Raw genomic sequence first — 20433 nt, forward strand, 5'->3', positions numbered from 1 at the left:
CGTCATCCCCTCCTTCGGTGGTGTGTTTTCTGGGTCACCACCAGAGTCGCGGAGCCACGCTCCGGGCAGCAGGGCCTGCCGTCACCTCCCGGTGGGACCTTGGTCCTGACCGAGGAGCTTGGAGGCCAGGACGGCCGCCTGGGTGCGCCGCTCGAGGCCGAGCTTGGCCAGGATGCTGGAGACGTAGTTCTTCACCGTCTTCTCGGCGAGGAACATCTGCTCCGCGATCTGGCGGTTGGTCAGGCCCTCGGCGATGTGCCCGAGCAGGATCCGCTCCTGGTCGGTCAGCGAGGCCAGCTCGTCGGGCGTGCTCGGCCCGTTGCGGATCCGGTCGAGGACGGTCGCCGTCATCGCCGGGTCGATCAGGGACCTGCCGGCCGCGACGGTGCGGATGGCGCTCACCAGGTCGGAGCTGCGGATCTCCTTGAGGACGTAGCCCGCGGCGCCGGCCATGATCGCCGCGAACAGCGCCTCGTCGTCGTCGTACGACGTCAGGATGAGGGCGTTGATCGTCGGGTCGATCGCCCGCACCGTGCGGCACACCTCGATCCCCGAGCCGTCGGGCAGCCGCGCGTCGAGCACCGCGACGTCGGGGCGCAGCGCCGGGATGCGGGCGGCCGCCTCGGTGGCGGTGGCGGACTCCCCCACCACGACGATGTCCTCCTGCTGCTCCAGCAGGAACTTGAGGCCCTCCCGCACCACGTCGTGGTCGTCGAGGAGGTAGACGCGGATCGGCTCGGGCATGAGCACATTCCACCAGATCGACGGGGCTGGCTGCTCGGGTCAGGACAGGTCGAGGTGCATCACGTGCAGCCCGACCCTCCCGTGGGCGGCGCTGTCGAAGGCGCGCGGCACCGTCCCGACCACCACGAAGCCGAGGTCCTGCCAGAGCCGCACGGCCGCGCGGTTGGTCTCCACGACGGCGTTGAACTGGATGGCGGCGAACCCCTGGTCGCGGTGCCACTGCACGACGTGCTCGCCGAGCCGACGGCCCAGGCCCCGCCCGCGCGCGGCCGGATCGACCATGAACGACGCCGTGCCGACGTGGGAGCCGCGGCCCGGGCGGTTCGGCCCCATCTTGGCGGTCCCGAGCACCGTCCCGGCTTCGTCCCAGACCACGACGTGGCTGCCGTCGAACCACCAGGCGCGGGCCTGGTCCGACGTGGCGCCCAGCGGGTAGGCGTAGGTCTCGCCCGCCTCGACGATCTCACGCCAGAACGGCCAGATGGCCGGCCAGTCCGCCTCGGTCGCGGGTCGGATCGTCATGAGATCTCCTCCGGATCTCCGGTCTGGAGCAGTGGCGCGGACCGACCCTGCCGGACGGACAATGGGAGGGACCAGACGGGGGCAGCCAGACGAGCAGAGGGAGGCGCTCCATGTCGCTCACCCACCGGGCGGTCGCGATGATGATGCCGGTCACCGACGTCGACCGGTCGCGCACGTTCTACTCCGAGTCCCTGGGGCTCGACTACACCGGGACCAACGACGAGGGCAGCGCGGTCTACGCGCTGGACGGCGGCTCCACGCTCGTCCTGCTCCCCCGCCCCGACAGCACCCCGTCCGACAGCACGGCGATGAGCTTCGAGGTCGACGACATCCACGCCGAGGTCGCGGAGCTCGAGGGTCGCGGGGTGGTCTTCGAGGACTACGACCTGCCCGACCTCAGGACCGTCGAGCACGTGTGCGTCCTCGGCGCCGAGAAGGCCGCGTGGTTCAAGGACCCCGACGGCAACGTGCTCTGCCTGCACCAGGACACCTGACCCGGACGGTCCCACCTAGACGTCCGTCGCGCCGTCGATCGACTGCCGGATCAGGTCGGCGTGCCCGGCGTGGCGGGCGTACTCCTCGACCATGTGCACCAGCACCCACCGCAGGGTCGCGGTCTCCCCCTTCTCGGGCGGGCGGGGACGCGCGACCGGGCGGCCGAGGTCGGGATCGGCCGCCAGGGCGGCGTCGAGGCACGCGTCGGAGCGCCGGATGGCCGCGACGAGCAGCGCGTCGAGCTCGGCGTGGCCCTGCCCGGAGGCGCTGTGCCAGTCCCAGTCCTCGTCGTCGTCCCAGGGGGCGGTGTCCCACGGCGGCGACGGGTCCTGTGCGGCGAGGTGGTAGGAGAACCACCAGTCCTCGACGTAGGCGAGGTGCTTGAGCATGCCGCCCAGGGTGAGGTCGCTGGGCGGCAGCGGCTGGTCGAGCTGCGCGTCGCTGAGCCCGGAGGCCTGCAGCCGGATCGTGGCGCGGTAGTGGTCGAGGAAGCTGCGCAGCATCCCGACCTCGTCGTTGCTGAAGGACGGCTCGGGCCGCTCGATGGTCATGACCGGGACGCTAGTGCGTGGACGCCTCGGCACGACACCGGAATACGTCAGAGGGCCGGGCCCTCGCCACGCAGCTTGTCGACCTCGGCCATCGCGTCGCGCAGCTGGCCCAGCCACTCCTCGGCGTGCTCGCCGACGAGGCGGACCGACCAGGCCAGGGCGTCGGACCGAGAGCGGGCGATGCCGGCGTCGACGAGCGTGTCGAGCACCTGTCGCTCAGGCTGCCGGAGCCGGGTCATCACCGGCGCGGCGACGTGGGTGAACAGCGCCTCGGTGTCGCCGAGCCGCACCCCCCACGAGACCTTGCGCTGGTATCGCGCCTGCGCCTCGAGCGCGATCTCGATGCGCTCGGCCTTGGTGTCGGCCCGGAACCGGCTGATCCGGCCCTCGGCCTCGGCGCCGTCGGCACCGCCTCCCTGGCTCTCGCTCAGCGTGCCCAGCACCGTGATCTCCTCACGGTCGGTGCGCACCTCGACCTCGCTGAACCAGTCGTCGGGCAGGCGCCCGCGGAACCAGTCGCCCGCGTCGTCCGCGGACGGGAGGTCCGCGACCTGCCAGCCCCCGCGGCGCCCGCCGCGCTCGCCCCGGCCGCGTCGCCCGCGGCCGTCGTCGTCTCTCGTCATCATGTCTCCTCCTCAGTTGTGCTTACATGATTACACCGTTGCACAAACCTGCCAAGGCCCCCGGCACGGACGACGACCGATAGCCTCGGCGGCGTGCCGATGTCCTCCTGCCCGTGCGGGTCCGGGGCGTCGTACGACGCGTGCTGCGGGCCGCTGCTGGCCAACCGCGAGCAGGCGGCGACGCCGGAGCGGCTGATGCGCTCGCGCTACACCGCCCACGTCGTCGGCGACGCCGACCACCTGTTCCGCACCTGGCACCCCCGCACGCGTCCCGACGACACAACGCCCGACCCCCGCACCCGGTGGACGGGCCTGGAGGTGCTCGCCGCGGAGGGCGACACCGTGGAGTTCGTCGCCTCGTGGGAGGGCGGACGGATGCACGAGGTCAGCCGGTTCGAGCAGCGCGCGGGTCGCTGGGTCTACCTCGACGGCGACGTCACCTAGGCCGGACGGTCGGGCCCGTCGACCCAGCGCTCGCCCACCACGACCGGACGGCGCCGCCCGCCCGTCGCCGCGGCGACGACCTCGGACACCCGCTCGACCTCGGCCGGCGGCGCGGCGAGAAGCAGCCGCACGTGCGCGTCGTACGCCATGTCGAGCACGGTCACGCCGCGGGAGCGCAGCTCACCCTCGACCCGTCCCGCGTCGGCGTGGTCGAGGTCGAGGGCGAGCTCGGCCAGCAGCGACCGGCGCAGCGTGCCGGCCTCCGCGAGCGCGGCCCGGACCGCGTCGCCGTAGGCCCGGACCAGCCCGCCGGCACCGAGGAGGGTGCCGCCGAACCACCGGGTGACCACCGCCGCGACGTCGCTCACTCCCGCACCGCGCAGCACGTCGAGCATCGGCGCCCCGGCGGTCCCGGCCGGCTCCCCGTCGTCGGAGGAGCGCTGCACCTCGCCTCGCGGACCGAGGACGAAGGCCGAGCAGTGGTGCCGCGCGTCCCAGCGCTCGCGGCGCAGCGTGGCGACCAGCGCACGCGCCTCGTCCTCGTCGGCCACCCGGCGGAGCGTGCAGAGGAAGCGGGAGCCGCGGTCCTCGACCTCCGCCTCGGCCGCGCGGGCGACGGTGAGGTACGACGTCACCCCGGGTCGTCCGGGTCCGCCTGCGTGCGGCGCTCGAGGGGGCCGGGCTCCCAGACCACGGACACCTTCTCGAAGCCCTTGTGACGCTGCATCCGGGCATAGGCGGCGTACGCCCGGCGGTCGGCGTCGGTCAGCTCGACGTTGTCGGTGAAGGGTGTCAGCAGTGCTCGCGGCCACAGCCGGCGGGCGCCGACGACGTTGATCTCCGTCGCCAGCACGGCCATCACCGCGCCGATCCAGAGGAAGCCGATCAGGCCGAGGACGAGGCCGAACGTCTTGGTCATCGACGAGGTGTCGACGAGCACGTTGTCGACGTAGGCCGCACCGGCCAGCTGGAGCAGCTGCCACATGACCGCCAGCGTGTAGCCGCCCGGCGCCGCCCGGCGGAAGGAGTGCTGCCCCGTGGCCGCGAACCGGAAGAGCAGGGTGAGGAAGGTGCCGACGACCGCGACGGTCACGAGCGGCAGGAAGTACTGGATGCCGGAGCCCAGCACCTCGGTGAAGACGTCGGTCGTGCTGGCGACGGTCGACACGATCGTCACGGCGAGCAGCGAGACACCGGCGGTGACCAGCAGGACGAGGGTCTTGACCCGCGCGTAGACCGGGTTGGGCCGGCTGTTGCGCGGCACCGACCACGCGACGTGCTGGGTGTTCTGCAGCGCCTGCCCGAGCCCCATCGCGCCGTAGAGCGCGGCGATCGCACCGACTGCGACACCCGCCACGGAGCCCTGCAGGCCCTCCGGACGGCCCAGCTCGTCGCCGATGATCGGGAACTGCGAGAGCGCGGAGTTGAGGATCTGCTCCTGCCACTGCGGCTCACCGCGCAGGATCAGGCCGAGGATCGAGGTGCCGAGCAGCATCAGCGGGAAGATCGCGATGAAGGCGTAGTAGGTCAGCGCCGAGGCGAGGTAGGGACCCTGGTCGTCGAAGTACTTGTAGACGACCGCCAGCGGGAAGCCGAGGACGGGGTGGCGGCGCTGGAACCTGTCGACTGCCGAGACCGCTCCCACGGGGTGGAGGCTACCGCCCACGGCCCACCTGACCCGGTCACCACCAGCCGAGGAGTCCCCCGCCGAGCCGCACGACGAACCCCGAGACGACGACGAGGAAGAACGCCCGGACGAACCGGGCTCCCTTCGCCATCGCCAGCCGGGCGCCGAGGTAGCCCCCGGCGATGTTGGCCGCGGCCATCGGCAGGGCGAGCTGCCAGATCACCGCGCCCTGCGGCACGAAGACGACCAGCGCGGCGAGGTTGGTGGCCCAGTTGGCCAGCTTGGCCTTGGCCGAGGCCTCGAGGAAGTTGTAGCCCAGCAGCCCCACGAGGGCGAAGACCAGGAACGACCCGGTCCCCGGTCCGATGGCGCCGTCGTAGAACCCGATCGTCAGGCCCGTCAGCACCACCGCGGTCAGGTGCTGCCCGCCCTGGAAGCGGAGGCTGGTGAGCTCGCCGACGCTCGGCTTGAACCAGACGTAGCCGCCGACCAGCACGAGCACGGCCAGGATGATCGGGTCGAAGGCGCTGCGCGGCAGCAGCGAGGCCACCAGGGCGCCGCCGGCCGAGCCGGCGAACGCTGCCAGCATCAGCGGCAGGAACGTGCGCGGGTCGGGACGGATGCGCCGGACGTACGTCGCCGCGCTGATCGAGGTGCCGCAGAACGACGCGAGCTTGTTGGTCGCCGCGATCTGCACGACCGACGCGCCCGGCAGGCCGACGAGCAGCGCCGGCAGCTGCACCAGTCCCCCACCGCCGACCACGGCGTCGACGAACCCCGCCACGAGCGCGGCGAGGACCAGGAAGGCGATGACCTCCGGAGCAAGGTCGCCCACGTCAGGACGAGCTGGTGTCTCGGCTGAGCTCCTGCACGACCACGGCGTCGTAGTCCTTCGGCATGGTGGCGCTGAGGCCGGGGCACTCGAACGGCATCGACTGCTCGGGCTCCATCTCGCTCGCGGAGCAGCTGAGCGTGGCGATCGGGTCACCGTCTGCGGAGAACACCATCTGGAAGATCGCGGTGCGGGTCTCGTCGGTCTCGTTCGTGATCGACCCGCGCACCTGCGGCGTGGTCACCGTCTCGGCGTTGACCGAGCGCTCGACGCCCTTGATGGTCCAGCCGTCGTCGACGGCGAAGCCGTTCCAGGTGAAGGCGTCGCCGACCTCGACCTCGACCGGCTCGGCGCTCGTGTTCACGTCGTCACCGCCGCAGGCCGACAGCGAGCCGAGGCAGGCGAGGGCGACCAGGGCGCCGGCCAGGCGCGTACGACGGGTCACGAGACCGCAGCCACGAAGGCGAGCAGGTCCTGGCGGGTCAGCACGCCGATCGGCTTGCCGTCCTCGTGCACCAGCACCGCGTCGGCCTTCTCCAGCAGCGTCACCGCGTCGGTCGCCGGCTCGGTCGAGCCGATGGTCGGCAGCGCCTCGGACATGTGGTCCTCGACGCGGTCGGTGAGCTTGGCGTGCCCGGTGAACAGCGCGTCGAGGAGGGTGCGCTCCGAGACCGACCCCGCGACCTCAGCGGCCACGATCGGGGGCTCGGCACGCACGACGGGCATCTGGCTGACGCCGTACTCCTGGAGGATGTGGACCGCCTCGGCGATGGTCTCGCCGGGGTGGGTGTGCACCAGGTCGGGGATCTGGCCGGACTTGCCGCGCAGCACCTCGCCGACGGTGCGGTGGTCGTCCTGCGCGCCGGTCGCGAAGCCGTACTGGCCGAGCCAGTCGTCGTTGAAGACCTTGGTGAGGTAGCCGCGGCCCGAGTCGGGCAGCAGCACCACGACCACCGCGTCGGTGCGGCCCTCGGCCGCGAGCTCGTGGGCGAGCTGACGGGCGGCGAAGGCGGCCATGCCGGCGGACCCGCCGACCAGCATCGCCTCCTCGCGCGCGAGGCGACGGGTGAAGGCGAAGGAGTCGGCGTCGGAGACCTCGATGACGCGGTCGGCCACGGTGCGGTCGTAGGTCTCGGGCCAGAAGTCCTCACCCACGCCCTCGACGAGGTAGGGGCGGCCGGTGCCGCCTGAGTAGACCGAGCCCGCCGGGTCGGCGCCGATCACCTGGATGTCGGGGTTCTGCTCCTTGAGGTAGCGCCCGACGCCGCTGATCGTGCCGCCCGTGCCCATGCCCGTGACGAAGTGTGTGATCTTCCCCTCCGTCTGCGCCCAGATCTCCGGACCGGTGGTCTCGTAGTGGGAGCGCGGGTTGTGCGGGTTGGAGTACTGGTCGGGCTTCCAGGCGCCCGGCTCCTTGGAGAGCCGGTCGCTGACGTTGTAGTAGGAGTCGGGGTGCTCGGGCGCGACGGCGGTGGGGCACACCACGACCTCGGCGCCGTAGGCCTTGAGCACGTTGCGCTTGTCCTCGCTCACCTTGTCGGGGCACACGAAGACGCACTTGTAGCCCTTCTGCTGCGCCACCATCGCGAGCCCGACACCGGTGTTGCCGGAGGTCGGCTCGACGATCGTGCCGCCGGGCTGGAGCGCGCCGGACGCCTCCGCGGCCTCGATCATCCGGGTGGCGATGCGGTCCTTCACCGAGCCACCCGGGTTGAGGTACTCGACCTTGGCGAGCACCAGCGGGCCGTCGGCCTCGCTGCTCGGGAGGTCGAGGGTCCGGCCGAGGCGGACGAGCGGAGTGTTGCCGATCAGGTCGAGGAGCGAGTTCACGTACTGCACCCGGTCAATCTACCGACCTACTGGTCCGTAGCATGAAGTCGTGGGGGCGACAGGAGCAGCACGCAAGCTGGCATCGGCCGCGGCCTTGGGCGGCGGCGGACTCTCCGTGCTCGGCGCCGGCCTGTACGGCGTCCTGGTGGCGGAGGCGAAGATCGCGCGCCGGATGATCGGCAACGCGACCGACATCCCCCCAGACTCGACCGGGTGGTACGGCCGCGGCCGCCCCGGACCCGCGATCCGGATCGCCCTGCTCGGCGACTCCAGCGCGGCCGGCTACGGCGTCGAGCGTGTCGAGGAGACCCCGGGCGCCCAGCTGGCCACCGGCGTCGCCGCGCAGGCCGACCGTCGCGTGCACCTGCGCTCGTTCGCCGTGGTCGGCGCCCAGTCCAGTGCGCTCGCCGCCCAGGTGGACGCTGCGATCCCCACCCACCCCGACCTGGCCGTCGTGCTGATCGGGGCCAACGACGTGACCCACTCGGTGCTGCCGTCGGCGTCGGTGCGGCACCTCGCCGAGGGCGTACGCCGCCTGCGCGAGGCCGACATCGAGGTGCTCGTCGGCACCTGCCCGGACCTCGGCACGATCCGGCCGATCCCCCCGCCGCTCAAGCAGGTCGCGCGGGAGTGGTCGCGTCGCCTCGCCGCGGCGCAGACCATCACCGTCGTGGAGAACGGCGGCCGCTCGGTCTCCCTCGGCGACATCCTCGGCCCGGAGTTCGACGCCGCTCCCGCGGTGCTGTTCGGTCCCGACCGCTTCCACCCGTCGGCCGACGGCTACCAGCAGCTCGCGTCGGTGCTCATCCCGTCGTGCCTGGCCGCGCTCGACCTGCTGCCCGACGACGAGGCGCTGCCCGAGCCGCTGCGCCGCGAGGGCATCCTCCCGGTCGCGGCCGCCGCGGTCCGGGCGTCCCGGACCCCCGGCACGGAGGTCGACGGCACGGAGGTCGGCGGCACCCAGCGCGGCCTGCGCGGACGCTGGGTGGAGCTCCGGCACCGCCGCCGGCGTCCGTCCACCGACGCCGAGTCGCCCGAGCACGACGAGCACGGGGAGCAGGAGGAGCAGGAGGCGGGCGGTGAGCTCGCCGACTCCCCCGCCTCCCCCGCCTCCTCGCCGTCCCCGGGTACCTAGGGACGTTCTGGTAGGCGATCGCACCCTCCGAACGCCCAGATCGTCCCTAGATACCCCGACACGGGCCCCGGACATGCCGCCGGCCCGCCCGAGCGTGGCTCGGGCGGGCCGGTGGGGTGGAGCGGTGGCTCAGTCCTGACGCAGGATCGCGAGGATGCGCAGCAGGTTGGTGTAGATCCAGACCAGGCTGACGGTCAGGCCGAAGGCGGCGCGCCACGACTCGCGCTCCGGGAGCCCGGCGGCGACGCCCTGCTCGACGAAGTCGAAGTCGAGGATCAGCATGAGCACACCGAGAACCAGGCCGGCCAGGGCGAAGGCGAAGCCGAGGCCGCCCATGCCGTAGAGGCCGGTGTTGATGCCGAAGAAGCCCAGCACCAGGGACAGCAGGCCCAGGCCCACCATGCCGAACATGGCGGCCACGACGCCGCGGCGGAACTTGTCGCCGACCTTGATGTTCAGGAACTTGTAGGCGGCGAGCGTGCCGGCCAGGGCGCCGAAGGTGCCGATCACGGCGCTCATCACGACGCCGTCGAACTGCACCTCGAAGAGCTTGCTGACGGCGCCCAGCGCGACGCCCTCGAGGGCGGCGAAGGCGATCACCAGGGCGGGGCTGATCACGCGCTTGAACGAGTTCACCAGGGACAGCAGGAACGCGCCGCCGGCGCCGAGCATGGCGCCCATGCTCGCGCGGCCGAGGGCGTCGTTGTCGACGACCGTCTGGCCGAAGCTGTCGGTGGTGCCCATGTCGCCGATCCACCACCAGGTGACGATGGCGGTCGCGAAGATCACGGCGACGGAGATGGCCGTCTTCTGCACGACGGAGTCGATCGTCATCCGGCCCTGGTCGACCTGGCCGGGCGTGCCGGTGCCCCAGGTGGAGGGGTCGTTGGTCGTGTCGCCGTAGCCCGGGTAGGCGGAGCCGCCGGCGTAGGTCTGGTTGCCGTAGGCGTTCGTCGAGGCGCGGTTGAACTCCTCGGAACGGGCGAAAACGGGGTTGTTGCTCTTCATGGTCTCTCCTTGGAGGCCGCCCCCGGAGGATCCGGAGGTTCCGACGCCGTCGCGGTGACGGCGCCTGTCACGTCACACCACTCTAGCCGGGGTGACACCTCTTCAAACGTGCGCGGTGGGGTTGCTGTTCCCCTCACAGCAACTTCTCAGGAAGCCGGCGGAGAGCGCACGTCCGGGCGCCCGTCACTCGTGCTTGTGCCACCAGCGCTGCGCGTTCACGGTGTGGTCGCCCCTGCTGCCGACGTTCCCCACGGACATCAGGACCAGGATCACGAGGATCACGACGATGATGACGACCCAGCTCGAGATGGCGACCTCCGACGGGGAGATTGACCGGTCGACGTTACTCCCCGGGCACGGCGTGCGCCATGCCCGGGAACGGTGCCCCGGCTGGGGTTCGAACCCAGACTTGACCGCTTTTAAGGCGGCTTCCTCTACCGGTTGGGATACCGGGGCCGGCGGGCTCAGTCTGTCAGCGACCGCGCCCGGACGAAGACCTCGTCCGTCATCTCCCGGGTCAGCCGGCGGGTGTAGGTGTTGTGCGGCGAGGGGTGGAAGCAGCCGACGAGCACGACGTCGCCGAGCTGCACCTCGACGCCGTGGCCGAACTTCGGCTTCCGCGGCGGGCCGGGCGCGCCTGCCGCGACGAGCGAGCGGATCGCGCCGTCCCAGCCGAACGAGCCCAGCGCGACGACCACGCGCACCGTGGGCAGCAGCGCCAGCTCGGCCGCGATCCAGGGCGCGCAGGTGTCGCGCTCGACCGCCGTGGGCTTGTTCTCCGGAGGCGCGCACCGCACGGTCGCGACCATCCGCGCACCCACCAGCCGCTGCCCGTCGCCGGCGTGGTGGCTCGTCTCCTGGACCGCCCACCCGGTGCGGTGCAGGCTGGCGAAGAGCCAGTCCGCGCTCGGGTCGCCGGTGAAGATCCGGCCGGTGCGGTTGCCACCGTTGGCGGCCGGGGCGAGCCCGACGATCAGCAGCGAGGGCTCGGGGTCGCCCCAGCCGGGGATGGGGCGACCCCAGTAGGGCTGGTCGGCGAACGACGCCCGCTTCTCCACCGCGACCCCCTCCCGCCACGCCACCAGCCGCGGGCAGGCCGAGCAGACGCTCACCCGGGCGTCGAGCTCGGCGAGGTCGCCGGCCTGCGCGAGACGTCGTACGTCGTCGGCATCGCGGGCGACCGGGGTGTCGGGGGCAGCCGGGTCGTCGGGCCAGCCGGTGCCGGGCGCCACGGGGCTGCTGAACCGCCCGCCGACGAGCGGGTGCGGCAGGTCCTGGGGGGTCATCGCGCGATGGCGGCGGCGATGCCGTGCAGGATGTCGGCCTCGGAGACGACGTGCCGGGGCACCGGGACCCGCGCCAGGATGCGGGTCCAGATCAGCGCGCCCGCGTCGATGACGTCGGCACGGCCGGGGTGCATGTAGGGCAGTGCGCGCCGCTCCTCGACCGTCATCGCGACGAGGCGGTGCACGAAGCGCTCGGTGTCGGCGTTGGACAGCACGGCACCGTCGAAGGCGGCCCGGTCGTAGGTGTCGAGCCCCATCACGCCGCACGCCAGCGTCTTGATCGTGCCGGAGGTGCCGATCGCGGTGCGCGTGCGCTCGAGGGGTACGCCGGACGCGTCGAGGTGCTGCTCGATGTCGGCCAGGCAGGCGGCGAGCTCGTCGGCGGTCGGCGGGTCGCCGTGGAGGTGGCGCTCGTGCAGGCGCACGGACCCGATGTCCATCGAGACGGACCGTCGCTCGTCGCCCTCGCCCAGGACCAGCTCGGTCGACCCGCCGCCGATGTCGACCACCAGCACGGGCTCGGCCGGCGCGGGGTCCTGGGCGGCGATAGCACCGGCGAAGACGAGCGCGGCCTCCTCGTCGCCCGACAGCACCTCCGGCTCGACGCCGAGCCGGCGGCGTACGCCCTCGGCGAAGACCGCGGCGTTGCTGGAGTCGCGGGTCGCCGACGTGGCGCAGAAGCGCAACCGCTCGGGCGGCACCCCGTGGTCGCGGATCACCGCGGCGAGCTCGTCGATGGCGGCGAAGGTGCGCTCCAGCGCCTCCTCGGCGAGCACGCCGGTCTCGTCGACACCCTGGCCGAGGCGCACGACCCGGGAGTCGCGCAGGTGGACGTCGAGGGTGCCGTCGTCGCGGACCGCGCCGACGAGCACCTTGATCGAGTTGGTCCCGCAGTCGATCGCCGCGACCGTGGGCGTCGGGTGAGTCATGCCGCCATTGTGCCGACCGGGCACTTCCTCGCGCTGGGGGGCGTCGACCGGGCACTTCCTCGCGCTGGACCCCCCGCGTACCGCGAGGAAGTGCCCGGTCACGGGCTTGCAGCGCGAGGAAGTGCCCGGTCACGGGCTTGCAGCGCGAGGAAGTGCCCGGTCAGTCCTCGACGGTGACGCAGGGGCCGGCGGCCCACCAGTCGCCGAGCGCGTCGAGCACCTCGTCGCCGAGCGGGTTCACGCCGCGCCCCATGGCCAGCGACTGTCCGGCCAGCACGTGCAGGCACTTGACGCGGTCGGGCATCCCGCCGGCGGAGATGCCGTCGATCTCCGGCACGTCGAGCCCGGCCCGGGCGCCGACCTCGGCGCGGTGGGCGAGGTACTTCTCGTGGGCCGCGCGGTAGGCGGCGGCGAGCTCCTCGTCCTCCCCGAGGCGCGCCTGCATCTCCTTCATCAGGCCGGAGCCCTCGAGGGTGCCGATGCGCGAGGCCGCGCGCGGGCAGGTGAGGTAGAAGGTCGTCGGGAACGGCGTGCCGTTGGGCAGCCGGGGCTCCGTGGTGACCACGTCGGGGTTCCCGCAGGGGCAACGGTGGCCGACGGAGTCGATGCCGCGGGGCGTGCGGCCGAGCTGGGCACGGACGGCGGCCTCGTCGGCGGGGTCGATCCGCTGCTCGCCCGCGTGGTCGTCCTTCTTGTTGCTCACCTGTGGCTGCTCACTGCTGGGTTCCGTCGATCAGGTCTGCGGGCTGCTCGTCCGGCGGGGGCGGGTTGCCGGCGAGCTCCATGGACTCCCACGCCGCGCTCCACCACGCCTTCGGCACCGTCTTGATGACGTCGGAGGGGTCGTTGAGGGTGGCCTGGGCCTCCAGCGGCTTGCCGTCGGGGCCGATCACCTCGAAGCCGGACTCGCCGGGCATCAGGTAGCCGAAGCGGGCCCGGGCCTGCGCCTTGACGTACGCAGGGTCGTCCCAGCGCTTCTTCTCGCGCTCGAGGTCCTCGATGTTGGCCTCGCGCTCGGCGATGGTCGCCTTGAGCTCGCCGATGTGCGAGCGCTGCTGGAGGTAGGCCCGCAGGGACGACGCGTAGGACACCGTCAGCACAGCGAGGACCAGGACCAGGACCGCCGCCCGGCCGGTCAGGCGGGGACGCCGCGCGTCGCTCCTCGGGGATGCAGGGCGTGCCGCGACGGTGGTGCCGGTCTCGGCGGCCGGCTCGGACGTCGTACGCGTCGACGCCCGTGGCCGGCGGCCGCGGGAGCCGGGATGCGTCGAGCCCTGCCCCGGTCCGCGTGACCCGCCACCGCCCGGCCCGCCCCGAGGAGTACGACGCTGGGAAGGCATGCGGTCCAGTGTGCCCGGTTCAGCCAGTGAATCGCGGGAACGCGCCCGCACCGGCGTAGCGAGCCGCGTCACCGAGCTCGTCCTCGATGCGGAGCAGCTGGTTGTACTTCGCGACGCGGTCGGAGCGGGCCGGCGCACCGGTCTTGATCTGGCCGCAGTTCGTGGCGACCGCCAGGTCGGCGATGGTGGTGTCCTCGGTCTCGCCGGAGCGGTGGCTCATCATGTTGCGGAAGCCCGCGCGGTGGGCGAGCTCGACGGCGTCGAGCGTCTCGGTGAGCGAGCCGATCTGGTTGACCTTGACCAGCATCGCGTTGGCCTGCCCGCCGCTGATGCCGCGCTGCAGCCGCTCCACGTTGGTGACGAACAGGTCGTCGCCGACGAGCTGCGTCTTGTCACCGAGAGCGTCCGTGATGGCCTTCCAGCCGTCCCAGTCCTCCTCGTCGAGCGGGTCCTCGATGGAGACGATCGGGTAGGAGGAGACGAGGTCGGCGTAGTAGTCGACCATCGCGTCGGTCTTGGTTTTCTTGCCCTCGAAGGTGTAGCTGCCCTTGTCGTGGAACTCGCTGGCCGCGACGTCCATCGCGAGCGCGATGTCCTTGCCCAGCTTGAACCCCGCGGCCTTGACGGCGTCGGCGATGAGGTCGAGCGCGGCCCGGTTGCTGTCGAGGTTCGGCGCGAAGCCGCCCTCGTCGCCGAGCCCGGTGGACAGGCCCTTCTTCTTCAGCACCGACTTGAGCGCGTGGTAGACCTCCGCGCCCTGCTGCAGCGCCTCGCGGAAGGTCGCCGCGCCGATCGGCGCGATCATGAACTCCTGGACGTCGACGTTGGAGTCGGCGTGGGCGCCACCGTTGAGGATGTTCATCATCGGCACCGGGAGCAGGTGCGCGTTGGGGCCGCCGACGTAGCGGAACAGCGGCAGGCCGGCGGACTCGGCGGCCGCCTTGGCGGTGGCGAGCGAGGCTCCGAGGATCGCGTTGGCACCGAGCTTGGCCTTGTTGGGGGTGCCGTCGAGGTCGAGCATCACCTGGTCGATGAGGCGCTGGTCGTCGGCGTCGAGCCCGACGATCGCGCCCGAGATGGTGTCGACGACACCGGTCACGGCGTTCTGCACGCCCTTGCCGAGGTAGCGCTTGCCGCCGTCGCGCAGCTCGACGGCCTCGAAGGCGCCGGTGGAGGCGCCGCTGGGCACGGCCGCCCGGCCGAACGCGCCGTCCTCGAGAAGTACCTCCACCTCGACGGTGGGGTTGCCGCGCGAATCGAGGATTTCGCGGGCGCCGACTGCAGCGATGATCGACATGGCAGAGCTCCTGAGGGGGTACGTCGTGGGTCGGCGGCCAGCCTAGCCACGTCGGGTCCTGACGTCGCCCGGGTGTCCGCGGGGACCGGTCCGGGTGGGGCTAGCGTGGGCCTCGTGGCGTCACGCGAACCCGGTCCGGCGGAGCACCTCGGGGCCCTCGTGGACCGCGCGACGGCCAGTGCCGACGACCCGGCCGGGGATCGTGGCGCGACGCGGCTGCGGCGTGCGATGGCGGGCGAGTCGCCGGCGAGGTTCCGCGACCGGCTCGTCCTCGAGCGTGCGGCGTGGCAGGCGCGGGAGACCGACCGCCGGCTCCAGGACATCGCGGCCGACTGCGGGTTCCGGGGCTACGACGTCTTCGTGCGCGCGTTCCGCCGCGAGCTCGGGGCGTCACCGTCGCAGTGGCGTGCCGATCCGACGAGCTGGGAGCTCGACGCCCCGGGCGAGGTGCACTTCCACCCGCCCGACGGGATCCGGCTGCCGGCGCAGGCCGCCGACGACGTGACGGACGCGCTCGGCGAGGCCTACGTCGACGCGTTCTCGCCCGACCCGACGGTCGTGCCCCTCGACCGGGCGCCCGGGTCGACCGGGTCGACCGGGGGCCCGGCATGAGCCCGCCCGCCGTGCAGCCGGGTCTTGCGCGCCGCCTCGGCACCGGCGACGCCGTCGTCGTGGGGCTCGGCGCGATGCTGGGCGCCGGGGTCTTCGTGGCCTTCGCCCCCGCCGCGGCGGCCGCCGGGAGCGGGCTGCTCGTCGGGCTGGGCATCGCCGCGGTGGTGGCCTTCTGCAACGCGGTCGCCTCGGCGCAGCTGGCGTCGTCGTACCCCTCCTCGGGCGGCACCTACCTCTTCGGCCGCGAGGTGCTCGGCCCGTGGTGGGGGTTCCTCGCCGGCTGGGGCTTCGTGGTCGGCAAGACCGCGTCGTGCGCGGCGATGGCGATGACGTTCGCGGCGTACGCCGTCCCTGCCGGAGGCTGGTGGGCGCGCGGGCTGGCCGCGCTGGTCGTCGTCGCCTTCACGGTGCTCAACCTGCGCGGCATCACCCGGACCGCCACGGCGGCCAGGGTGCTGCTGGTCGCCACGCTGCTCGTGCTGGTGGGCTTCCTCGCGCTGGCCGCGACGGGCGACGCCGGACCGGTCCCGCCGCTCGAGGCGACCGGCGGCGTGTGGGGCGTGCTCCAGTCCGCCGGGCTGCTGTTCTTCGCCTTCGCCGGCTACGCCCGGATCGCCACCCTCGCCGAGGAGGTGCGCCGGCCCGAGCAGCTCGGCCGCGCGATCCTCGTCGCGCTCGGCACCGCCGTCGTGCTCTACCTCCTCGTCGGGCTCGCCCTGCTCCACCTCCTGGGCGCCGACCTGCCGGGCTCTCCCACGCCGGTCGCCGCTGCGACCGAGGCGCTCGGCGCGGACTGGGCCGTGCCGGTCGTCCGCGTCGGGGCAGCGGCCGCCGCCCTCGGTGCCCTGCTCGCCCTGCTGGCGGGCGTCGGGCGTACGACGCTCGCGATGGCACGCGAGCGCGACCTGCCCGGTCCGCTGGCGTCCGTCGACCCGCACCACCAGGTCCCCGACACGGCGCAGGTCGTCATCGGCGTCGCCGTCGTCGTGCTGGTGCTCGCGGTCGACCTCCGCGGCGCGATCGGCTTCTCGTCCTTCGGCGTGCTGGTCTACTACGCCGTCGCCAACCTGTCCGCCCTGCGCCAACCCGCCGACCAGCGCCGCTGGCCCCGCGGGCTCCAGGTGCTCGGGCTGGTGGGATGTGTCGTGATGGCGGCCGCGCTGCCGCTCGGCTCGGTGCTGGCGGGGCTGGCCGTGTTCGCCGTCGGGGTGGTCGGGCGGCTGGTCGCCACCTCACGCTGACCCCGCGTTCACGTCGCCGTCACCGACGCGCCACGCGCCGCCGCAAGCATGCGCCCGACATCTCGGGCCACTCGTGCGCGAAAGGCACTCAGCATGCACCGACGACGTGGGCTGGCGATCCTCGCCACCGCCGCGGTCCCCCTGTCCCTCCTGCCGCTCTCACTGGTGGCCCTGACCGGTACGACGTCCGGCGCGGCCGAGGCCGGCTCCGGCGCCTTCGACCGGGTGGCGACCTACCCGGTCTTCCAGAACGTCCCGGAGGGGGTGGACCCCACCGCCGAGACGGTCGCCGAGATCTCGGCGGTCAGCGAGGACGGGAGGACGGTGGTCTACACCGACGCCCCCGGCAAGCGCGTGGGCCTCCTCGACATCACCGACCCGGCCGCCCCGAAGGGCCTGGGCACCATCGAACTGGCCACCCTCGGCCACGCCGACGACCAGCCGACCTCGGTCGCCGTGGTCGGCGACTTCGCCCTGATCGCCATCGACGAGACCGGTGGGGACTTCCCGAACCCGAAGGGCAGCCTGGTCGTCGTCCGGATCTCGACGCAGGAGTTGGTGCGCACGATCGACCTCGGCGGCCAGCCCGACTCGATCGCGATCAGCCCGGACAAGGCGTACGCCGCCATCGCCATGGAGAACCAGCGCGACGAGGAGGCCACGCCCGCCGGCGGTGCGGAGGGTGACCTGCCCCAGGCACCAGCCGGCTTCGTGCAGCTCCTCGACCTGCCGTCGACGACCGACCCCGCCGCGTGGACGACCCGCGCGGTGGTGCTGGACCAGCCGACCCTCGCGGCCGCCGGCCTCGACACCCCGTCGGACCCGGAGCCGGAGTACGTCACGATCAACGCCGCCAACAAGCTCGCGCTGACGCTCCAGGAGAACAACGGCATCGTCGTCATCGACGTGCCGACCGGCACGATCGACACGGTCTTCTCAGCCGGCACGGCCACCGTCACTGGCGTCGACGTCACCAAGGACGGCCTGTTCAACCCGAGCGGCACCGTCACCGCCCCGCGCGAGCCGGACTCGATCGGCTGGGTCGACGCCGCCCACGTCGCGACCGCGAACGAGGGCGACTGGAAGGGCGGCACGCGCGGCTGGACGATCTTCGACACCACCACCGGCACGCCGGTGTGGGACGCGAAGAACTCCTTCGAGAACCTCACCACCTCGCTCGGCCTGCACAACGACGACCGTGCGGCCAAGAAGGGCTCTGAGCCCGAGGGCCTGCTGATCTCCACCATCGGTGGCAGGAAGCGTGCCTTCGTCGGCTCCGAGCGCAGCAACGTCGTCGCGGTCTACGACCTGACCGACCCGGTCAAGCCGGTCCTCGAGCAGGCGCTGCCCGCCACCAACGGTCCCGAGGGCCTGCTCGCCGTCCCGTCGCGCGACCTGCTCGTCGTCTCCTCCGAGACCGACGACGCCAGCGCCCAGGTGCGCGCCTCGGTCGGCGTCTACGCCTACGGCGAGAAGGCGCCCGCCTTCCCGAGCGTCGTCTCGGCGGAGGAGTCGTCGGGCCTCCCGATCGGCTGGGGCGCGCTCGGCGCGCTGTCGGGCGCGCCGGGCAACGCCGGCGCCCTGTGGAGCGCGAGCGACTCGGCGTACGAGACCGCAAGGCTCTACAAAATCGACACCAGCGGCACCCCCGCGGTCATCGACCGCGTCGTCGAGGTGAGGAACGCCGACGGCACGATCGCCACCGGCCTCGACGTCGAGGGCCTGCACGCCCGCAGCGGCGGCGGCTTCTGGCTCGCGAGCGAGGGGGCCACCGGCGCCCAGAACAAGCTGGTCCGCACCAACGCGAAGGGCGTCGTCCAGCAGGAGGTCGCGCTGCCGGCCGACGTCGCCGCCAAGGTCGGCAAGTGGGGCCTCGAGGGCGTCACCGCCACCGGCTCCGGCTCGTCAGAGGTCGTCTACGCCGTCCTCCAGCGCCCGCTCTTCAGCGACATCGCCACCACCGCGTCCGCCGAGGGCGACAACGCCCGCATCGGCAGGTACGACGTCGCTGCCGGCACGTGGTCGTGGTTCTCCTACCCGCTCCAGACGACCACGACGGCGGGCGACTGGATCGGCCTGTCGGAGATCACGGCCGTCGACGACGACACCCTGGCGGTGATCGAGCGCGACAAGCTCAACGGCACCATGGCGGCGGTCAAGCGCGTCTACACCGTCGACGTCCCGGCCACCGGCGGCACCACCACCCCGGTGGCGCTCACCAAGAAGCTGGCGATCGACGTGCTGCCGCACCTCGAGGCGCTGAAGGGGTGGACCCAGGAGAAGCTCGAGGGGCTGACGATCGGCGCCGACGGCCAGGTCTACGCAGTGACCGACAACGACGGGCTCGACGACGCCACCGGTGAGACACAGTTCCTGCGCCTCGGCTCCGCCGCGTCCGTGTTCGGCCCGGCGCCGACCACGCCGCCCACGCCCACGCCGCCGACCACCCCGCCGACGACGACTCCCACCACGACGCCCACCACGACCCCGGCCCCCGTCCCGGCCACCAAGGTCCGGACGAAGGTGGCCGTGAAGGTCACCGACCTCCCCGGCCGCAAGGTCGGCGTGCTCGCCCGGGTGCGCCCCGGCGACCCCACCGGGGCCGTCCGGGTCGTGCTGAAGAAGGCGGGCGCCGAGGTCGCCGAGCGCACCGCGAGGCTCCGCGACGGGCGGAGGGCGATCGTGCTCCGGGTCCCGGCGGGGCGCTACAAGGTCGTCGTCACCTACCTCGGTGACGCCGGGCACCGGCGCTCGGCCGGCGTCGAGCAGGTCCGCCTGCGCGGCTGAGCCACCTACGTCATGGGGATCCCCGGCGAGCGCCGGGGATCCTCATCGCGTCCCCGGCTGATGACCGGCCTTCTCGGCCTTCTCGGCCGCCTTCGCCGCGTTCCAGAGCCGGAGGACCTCGGCCGCGTCGGTGGCCACCGCGTCGCCGAAGACGTGGGGGTTGCGCCGCTCCATCTTCGCGATCACGCCGCGGGCCACGTCGTCGAGCGTGAAGTCGCCCGCCTCCTCGGCGATGACCGCGTGGATCACCACCTGGAGGAGCAGGTCGCCCAGCTCGTCGCACAACGCGGCCGGGTCTCCGGACTCGATCGCCTCGACGACCTCCTCGGCCTCCTCGCGGACGAACGGGACCAGCGAGGTGTGCGTCTGCTCGCGCTTCCACGCGCACTCACGGCGCAGCACCCGCATCTGCTCGGCGAACGCCTCCAGGGCCGAGCCCTCGGTCATCAGCCGCAGCGGTGGGTCATCGGCAGCGTCCTGGCGAACGCCGCGTCGGGCTCGGTCTTGAGCCCGTCCTTCGCGGTCTGGCCGACCGCGACCGAGGTGTTGGTGTCGACCGGCGTCAGCACGCCGTCGACGCTCTCGAGGCCGTAGCGGGGGTCGATCTCGATGCCGTTCGCGTCGGGCCACTGGTTGAACACGTCGACACCGGCCTGGGTGACCTGCTCGGTGGTGGGGTCGGTGACGCCGCGCTCCTCGAGGACGATCGTGCCGACCTGGTCGACGATGTCGCTGGCGAGCGCGTTGGCCGAGGTGAGCTCGACGTAGGTCTCGCGGACGTCCTCCGGCATGGACGCGGCCGTACGACGACGCTGCGCCACATCGTTGCGGTAGCTCGAGCCCGGCTCGATGCCGTACTCGTCGGCGACCTGCATGGCCTGCGCGCGCAGCGTCAGCAGCTGCACCGTGCCTTGGCGGATGAAGCTCATCGGGAGCACGGTGCTCTGCGCCTCGAACTGGTCGCCGAGCGCAGTGCACATCTCGCGCGCCGCCGTGTCGACGTCGCGGACCGAGAGCTGCTCGTCGCCGACCGTGACCGCCACGCCCGGCGAGGCGCTGCCACAACCGGTCAGCAGCAGGCCGGCGACGCCCAGCGTCGCGGCCGTCATCAGGCGGGTCTTGCTCACGGG

At 72.7% G+C, this 20433-nt stretch carries 23 protein-coding genes and 1 tRNA gene; 6 read left to right on the top strand and 18 right to left on the bottom strand.

The features are described 5' to 3' along the window. Window positions 1-81: 81 nt before the first annotated feature. Window positions 82-744 (bottom strand): response regulator transcription factor, encoded by a 663-nt coding sequence (locus Q9S36_RS40755; RefSeq protein WP_311290462.1) that lies wholly within the window; start codon window positions 742-744, stop codon window positions 82-84. Window positions 745-783: 39 nt separating this feature from the next. Next, entirely contained in the window at window positions 784-1266 is a 483-nt protein-coding gene (locus tag Q9S36_RS40760) for a GNAT family N-acetyltransferase (protein ID WP_311290463.1), read from the bottom strand. Window positions 1267-1376: 110 nt separating this feature from the next. On the opposite strand from Q9S36_RS40760, the gene Q9S36_RS40765 reads away from it, so the two are divergent. After that, entirely contained in the window at window positions 1377-1760 is a 384-nt protein-coding gene (locus tag Q9S36_RS40765) for a VOC family protein (RefSeq protein WP_311290464.1), read from the top strand. A gap of 15 nt (window positions 1761-1775) precedes the next feature. Here the strand turns inward: Q9S36_RS40765 and Q9S36_RS40770 are convergent, their stop codons facing one another. Beyond that, on the bottom strand, window positions 1776-2312 hold the full coding sequence (locus Q9S36_RS40770) for a DinB family protein (RefSeq protein WP_311290465.1): 537 nt from the start codon (window positions 2310-2312) through the stop codon (window positions 1776-1778). Between the two features lie 47 nt (window positions 2313-2359). Further along, window positions 2360-2938: a hypothetical protein gene (locus Q9S36_RS40775; protein WP_311290466.1), complete on the bottom strand. Its 579-nt coding sequence runs from the start codon at window positions 2936-2938 to the stop codon at window positions 2360-2362. A gap of 96 nt (window positions 2939-3034) precedes the next feature. Here Q9S36_RS40775 and Q9S36_RS40780 point away from each other — a divergent pair, with 96 nt between their 5' ends. Continuing rightward, window positions 3035-3379 carry a YchJ family metal-binding protein gene (locus Q9S36_RS40780; protein WP_311290494.1) on the top strand — a complete coding sequence of 115 codons (345 nt, stop codon included), beginning with the start codon at window positions 3035-3037 and terminating at the stop codon, window positions 3377-3379. Here Q9S36_RS40780 and Q9S36_RS40785 read toward each other — a convergent pair. Genes Q9S36_RS40785 through Q9S36_RS40805 form a run of 5 tightly spaced genes read right to left on the bottom strand, consistent with a single transcriptional unit; the run spans window position 3376 to window position 7677 of the window. Beyond that, complete coding sequence (locus Q9S36_RS40785; RefSeq protein ID WP_311290467.1) at window positions 3376-4014, bottom strand: YigZ family protein; 639 nt, start codon at window positions 4012-4014, stop codon at window positions 3376-3378. The two genes, Q9S36_RS40780 and Q9S36_RS40785, sit on opposite strands and share 4 nt — an antisense overlap. Continuing rightward, window positions 4011-5024 (bottom strand): YihY/virulence factor BrkB family protein, encoded by a 1014-nt coding sequence (locus tag Q9S36_RS40790; RefSeq protein WP_311290468.1) that lies wholly within the window; start codon window positions 5022-5024, stop codon window positions 4011-4013. The genes Q9S36_RS40785 and Q9S36_RS40790 overlap by 4 nt, the downstream gene beginning before the upstream one ends. Before the next feature lie 37 nt (window positions 5025-5061). Continuing rightward, entirely contained in the window at window positions 5062-5841 is a 780-nt protein-coding gene (locus tag Q9S36_RS40795; RefSeq protein ID WP_311290469.1) for a TSUP family transporter, read from the bottom strand. A 1-nt stretch (window position 5842) separates the two neighbouring features. Continuing rightward, window positions 5843-6283, bottom strand: a complete 441-nt coding sequence (locus Q9S36_RS40800; protein WP_311290470.1) for a hypothetical protein — start codon at window positions 6281-6283, stop codon at window positions 5843-5845. After that, entirely contained in the window at window positions 6280-7677 is a 1398-nt protein-coding gene (locus tag Q9S36_RS40805) for a cystathionine beta-synthase (protein ID WP_311290471.1), read from the bottom strand. Before Q9S36_RS40805 ends, Q9S36_RS40800 begins: the two co-directional genes overlap by 4 nt. Before the next feature lie 40 nt (window positions 7678-7717). On the opposite strand from Q9S36_RS40805, the gene Q9S36_RS40810 reads away from it, so the two are divergent. Then, on the top strand, window positions 7718-8803 hold the full coding sequence (locus Q9S36_RS40810) for an SGNH/GDSL hydrolase family protein (protein WP_311290472.1): 1086 nt from the start codon (window positions 7718-7720) through the stop codon (window positions 8801-8803). A 129-nt stretch (window positions 8804-8932) separates the two neighbouring features. Here Q9S36_RS40810 and Q9S36_RS40815 read toward each other — a convergent pair whose 3' ends face one another. The 7 genes from Q9S36_RS40815 to eno form a co-directional block, all read right to left on the bottom strand. Then, window positions 8933-9811, bottom strand: coding sequence for a Bax inhibitor-1/YccA family protein (locus Q9S36_RS40815; RefSeq protein WP_311290473.1), 879 nt, complete (start codon window positions 9809-9811; stop codon window positions 8933-8935). 382 nt (window positions 9812-10193) lie between these two features. Next, a tRNA-Leu gene (locus Q9S36_RS40820) sits at window positions 10194-10267 on the bottom strand. 8 nt (window positions 10268-10275) lie between these two features. Next, window positions 10276-11097 carry a uracil-DNA glycosylase gene (locus Q9S36_RS40825; RefSeq protein ID WP_311290474.1) on the bottom strand — a complete coding sequence of 274 codons (822 nt, stop codon included), beginning with the start codon at window positions 11095-11097 and terminating at the stop codon, window positions 10276-10278. Further along, the gene (locus Q9S36_RS40830) at window positions 11094-12026 is read right to left on the bottom strand and encodes an exopolyphosphatase (RefSeq protein ID WP_311290475.1); all 933 of its coding nucleotides are present in this window, start codon (window positions 12024-12026) and stop codon (window positions 11094-11096) included. Before Q9S36_RS40830 ends, Q9S36_RS40825 begins: the two co-directional genes overlap by 4 nt. A 160-nt stretch (window positions 12027-12186) precedes the next feature. Beyond that, window positions 12187-12729 carry a DUF501 domain-containing protein gene (locus tag Q9S36_RS40835; protein WP_311290476.1) on the bottom strand — a complete coding sequence of 181 codons (543 nt, stop codon included), beginning with the start codon at window positions 12727-12729 and terminating at the stop codon, window positions 12187-12189. Window positions 12730-12739: 10 nt separating this feature from the next. Beyond that, window positions 12740-13366 carry a septum formation initiator family protein gene (locus Q9S36_RS40840; protein WP_311290477.1) on the bottom strand — a complete coding sequence of 209 codons (627 nt, stop codon included), beginning with the start codon at window positions 13364-13366 and terminating at the stop codon, window positions 12740-12742. Between the two features lie 19 nt (window positions 13367-13385). Next, window positions 13386-14663, bottom strand: coding sequence for a phosphopyruvate hydratase (eno, locus tag Q9S36_RS40845; RefSeq protein ID WP_311290478.1), 1278 nt, complete (start codon window positions 14661-14663; stop codon window positions 13386-13388). A 114-nt stretch (window positions 14664-14777) separates the two neighbouring features. Between eno and Q9S36_RS40850 the strand changes: the two genes are divergently transcribed. From Q9S36_RS40850 to Q9S36_RS40860, 3 genes are all read left to right on the top strand, one after another. Further along, window positions 14778-15275 carry a helix-turn-helix domain-containing protein gene (locus Q9S36_RS40850; protein ID WP_311290479.1) on the top strand — a complete coding sequence of 166 codons (498 nt, stop codon included), beginning with the start codon at window positions 14778-14780 and terminating at the stop codon, window positions 15273-15275. Continuing rightward, entirely contained in the window at window positions 15272-16516 is a 1245-nt protein-coding gene (locus Q9S36_RS40855) for an APC family permease (RefSeq protein ID WP_311290480.1), read from the top strand. The genes Q9S36_RS40850 and Q9S36_RS40855 overlap by 4 nt, the downstream gene beginning before the upstream one ends. A 93-nt stretch (window positions 16517-16609) precedes the next feature. Further along, on the top strand, window positions 16610-19303 hold the full coding sequence (locus Q9S36_RS40860) for an esterase-like activity of phytase family protein (RefSeq protein WP_311290481.1): 2694 nt from the start codon (window positions 16610-16612) through the stop codon (window positions 19301-19303). A gap of 42 nt (window positions 19304-19345) precedes the next feature. Here the strand turns inward: Q9S36_RS40860 and Q9S36_RS40865 are convergent, their stop codons facing one another. Both Q9S36_RS40865 and Q9S36_RS40870 read right to left on the bottom strand, forming a co-directional pair. Continuing rightward, window positions 19346-19750, bottom strand: coding sequence for a MazG nucleotide pyrophosphohydrolase domain-containing protein (locus Q9S36_RS40865; protein WP_311290482.1), 405 nt, complete (start codon window positions 19748-19750; stop codon window positions 19346-19348). Continuing rightward, complete coding sequence (locus tag Q9S36_RS40870) at window positions 19750-20430, bottom strand: hypothetical protein (RefSeq protein ID WP_311290483.1); 681 nt, start codon at window positions 20428-20430, stop codon at window positions 19750-19752. The genes Q9S36_RS40865 and Q9S36_RS40870 overlap by 1 nt, the downstream gene beginning before the upstream one ends. Window positions 20431-20433: the final 3 nt, after the last annotated feature.

Source organism: Microbacterium sp. ARD31, assembly GCF_031844425.1.

Coding starts and splice junctions, on each gene's coding strand:
- Q9S36_RS40755 (WP_311290462.1), bottom strand. CDS start 744: ATGCCCGAGCCGATCCGCGTCTACCTCCTCGACGACCACGACGTGGTG.
- Q9S36_RS40760 (WP_311290463.1), bottom strand. CDS start 1,266: ATGACGATCCGACCCGCGACCGAGGCGGACTGGCCGGCCATCTGGCCG.
- Q9S36_RS40765 (WP_311290464.1), top strand. CDS start 1,377: ATGTCGCTCACCCACCGGGCGGTCGCGATGATGATGCCGGTCACCGAC.
- Q9S36_RS40770 (WP_311290465.1), bottom strand. CDS start 2,312: ATGACCATCGAGCGGCCCGAGCCGTCCTTCAGCAACGACGAGGTCGGG.
- Q9S36_RS40775 (WP_311290466.1), bottom strand. CDS start 2,938: ATGATGACGAGAGACGACGACGGCCGCGGGCGACGCGGCCGGGGCGAG.
- Q9S36_RS40780 (WP_311290494.1), top strand. CDS start 3,035: ATGTCCTCCTGCCCGTGCGGGTCCGGGGCGTCGTACGACGCGTGCTGC.
- Q9S36_RS40815 (WP_311290473.1), bottom strand. CDS start 9,811: ATGAAGAGCAACAACCCCGTTTTCGCCCGTTCCGAGGAGTTCAACCGC.
- Q9S36_RS40825 (WP_311290474.1), bottom strand. CDS start 11,097: ATGACCCCCCAGGACCTGCCGCACCCGCTCGTCGGCGGGCGGTTCAGC.
- Q9S36_RS40830 (WP_311290475.1), bottom strand. CDS start 12,026: ATGACTCACCCGACGCCCACGGTCGCGGCGATCGACTGCGGGACCAAC.
- Q9S36_RS40840 (WP_311290477.1), bottom strand. CDS start 13,366: ATGCCTTCCCAGCGTCGTACTCCTCGGGGCGGGCCGGGCGGTGGCGGG.
- eno (WP_311290478.1), bottom strand. CDS start 14,663: ATGTCGATCATCGCTGCAGTCGGCGCCCGCGAAATCCTCGATTCGCGC.
- Q9S36_RS40855 (WP_311290480.1), top strand. CDS start 15,272: ATGAGCCCGCCCGCCGTGCAGCCGGGTCTTGCGCGCCGCCTCGGCACC.
- Q9S36_RS40860 (WP_311290481.1), top strand. CDS start 16,610: ATGCACCGACGACGTGGGCTGGCGATCCTCGCCACCGCCGCGGTCCCC.
- Q9S36_RS40865 (WP_311290482.1), bottom strand. CDS start 19,750: ATGACCGAGGGCTCGGCCCTGGAGGCGTTCGCCGAGCAGATGCGGGTG.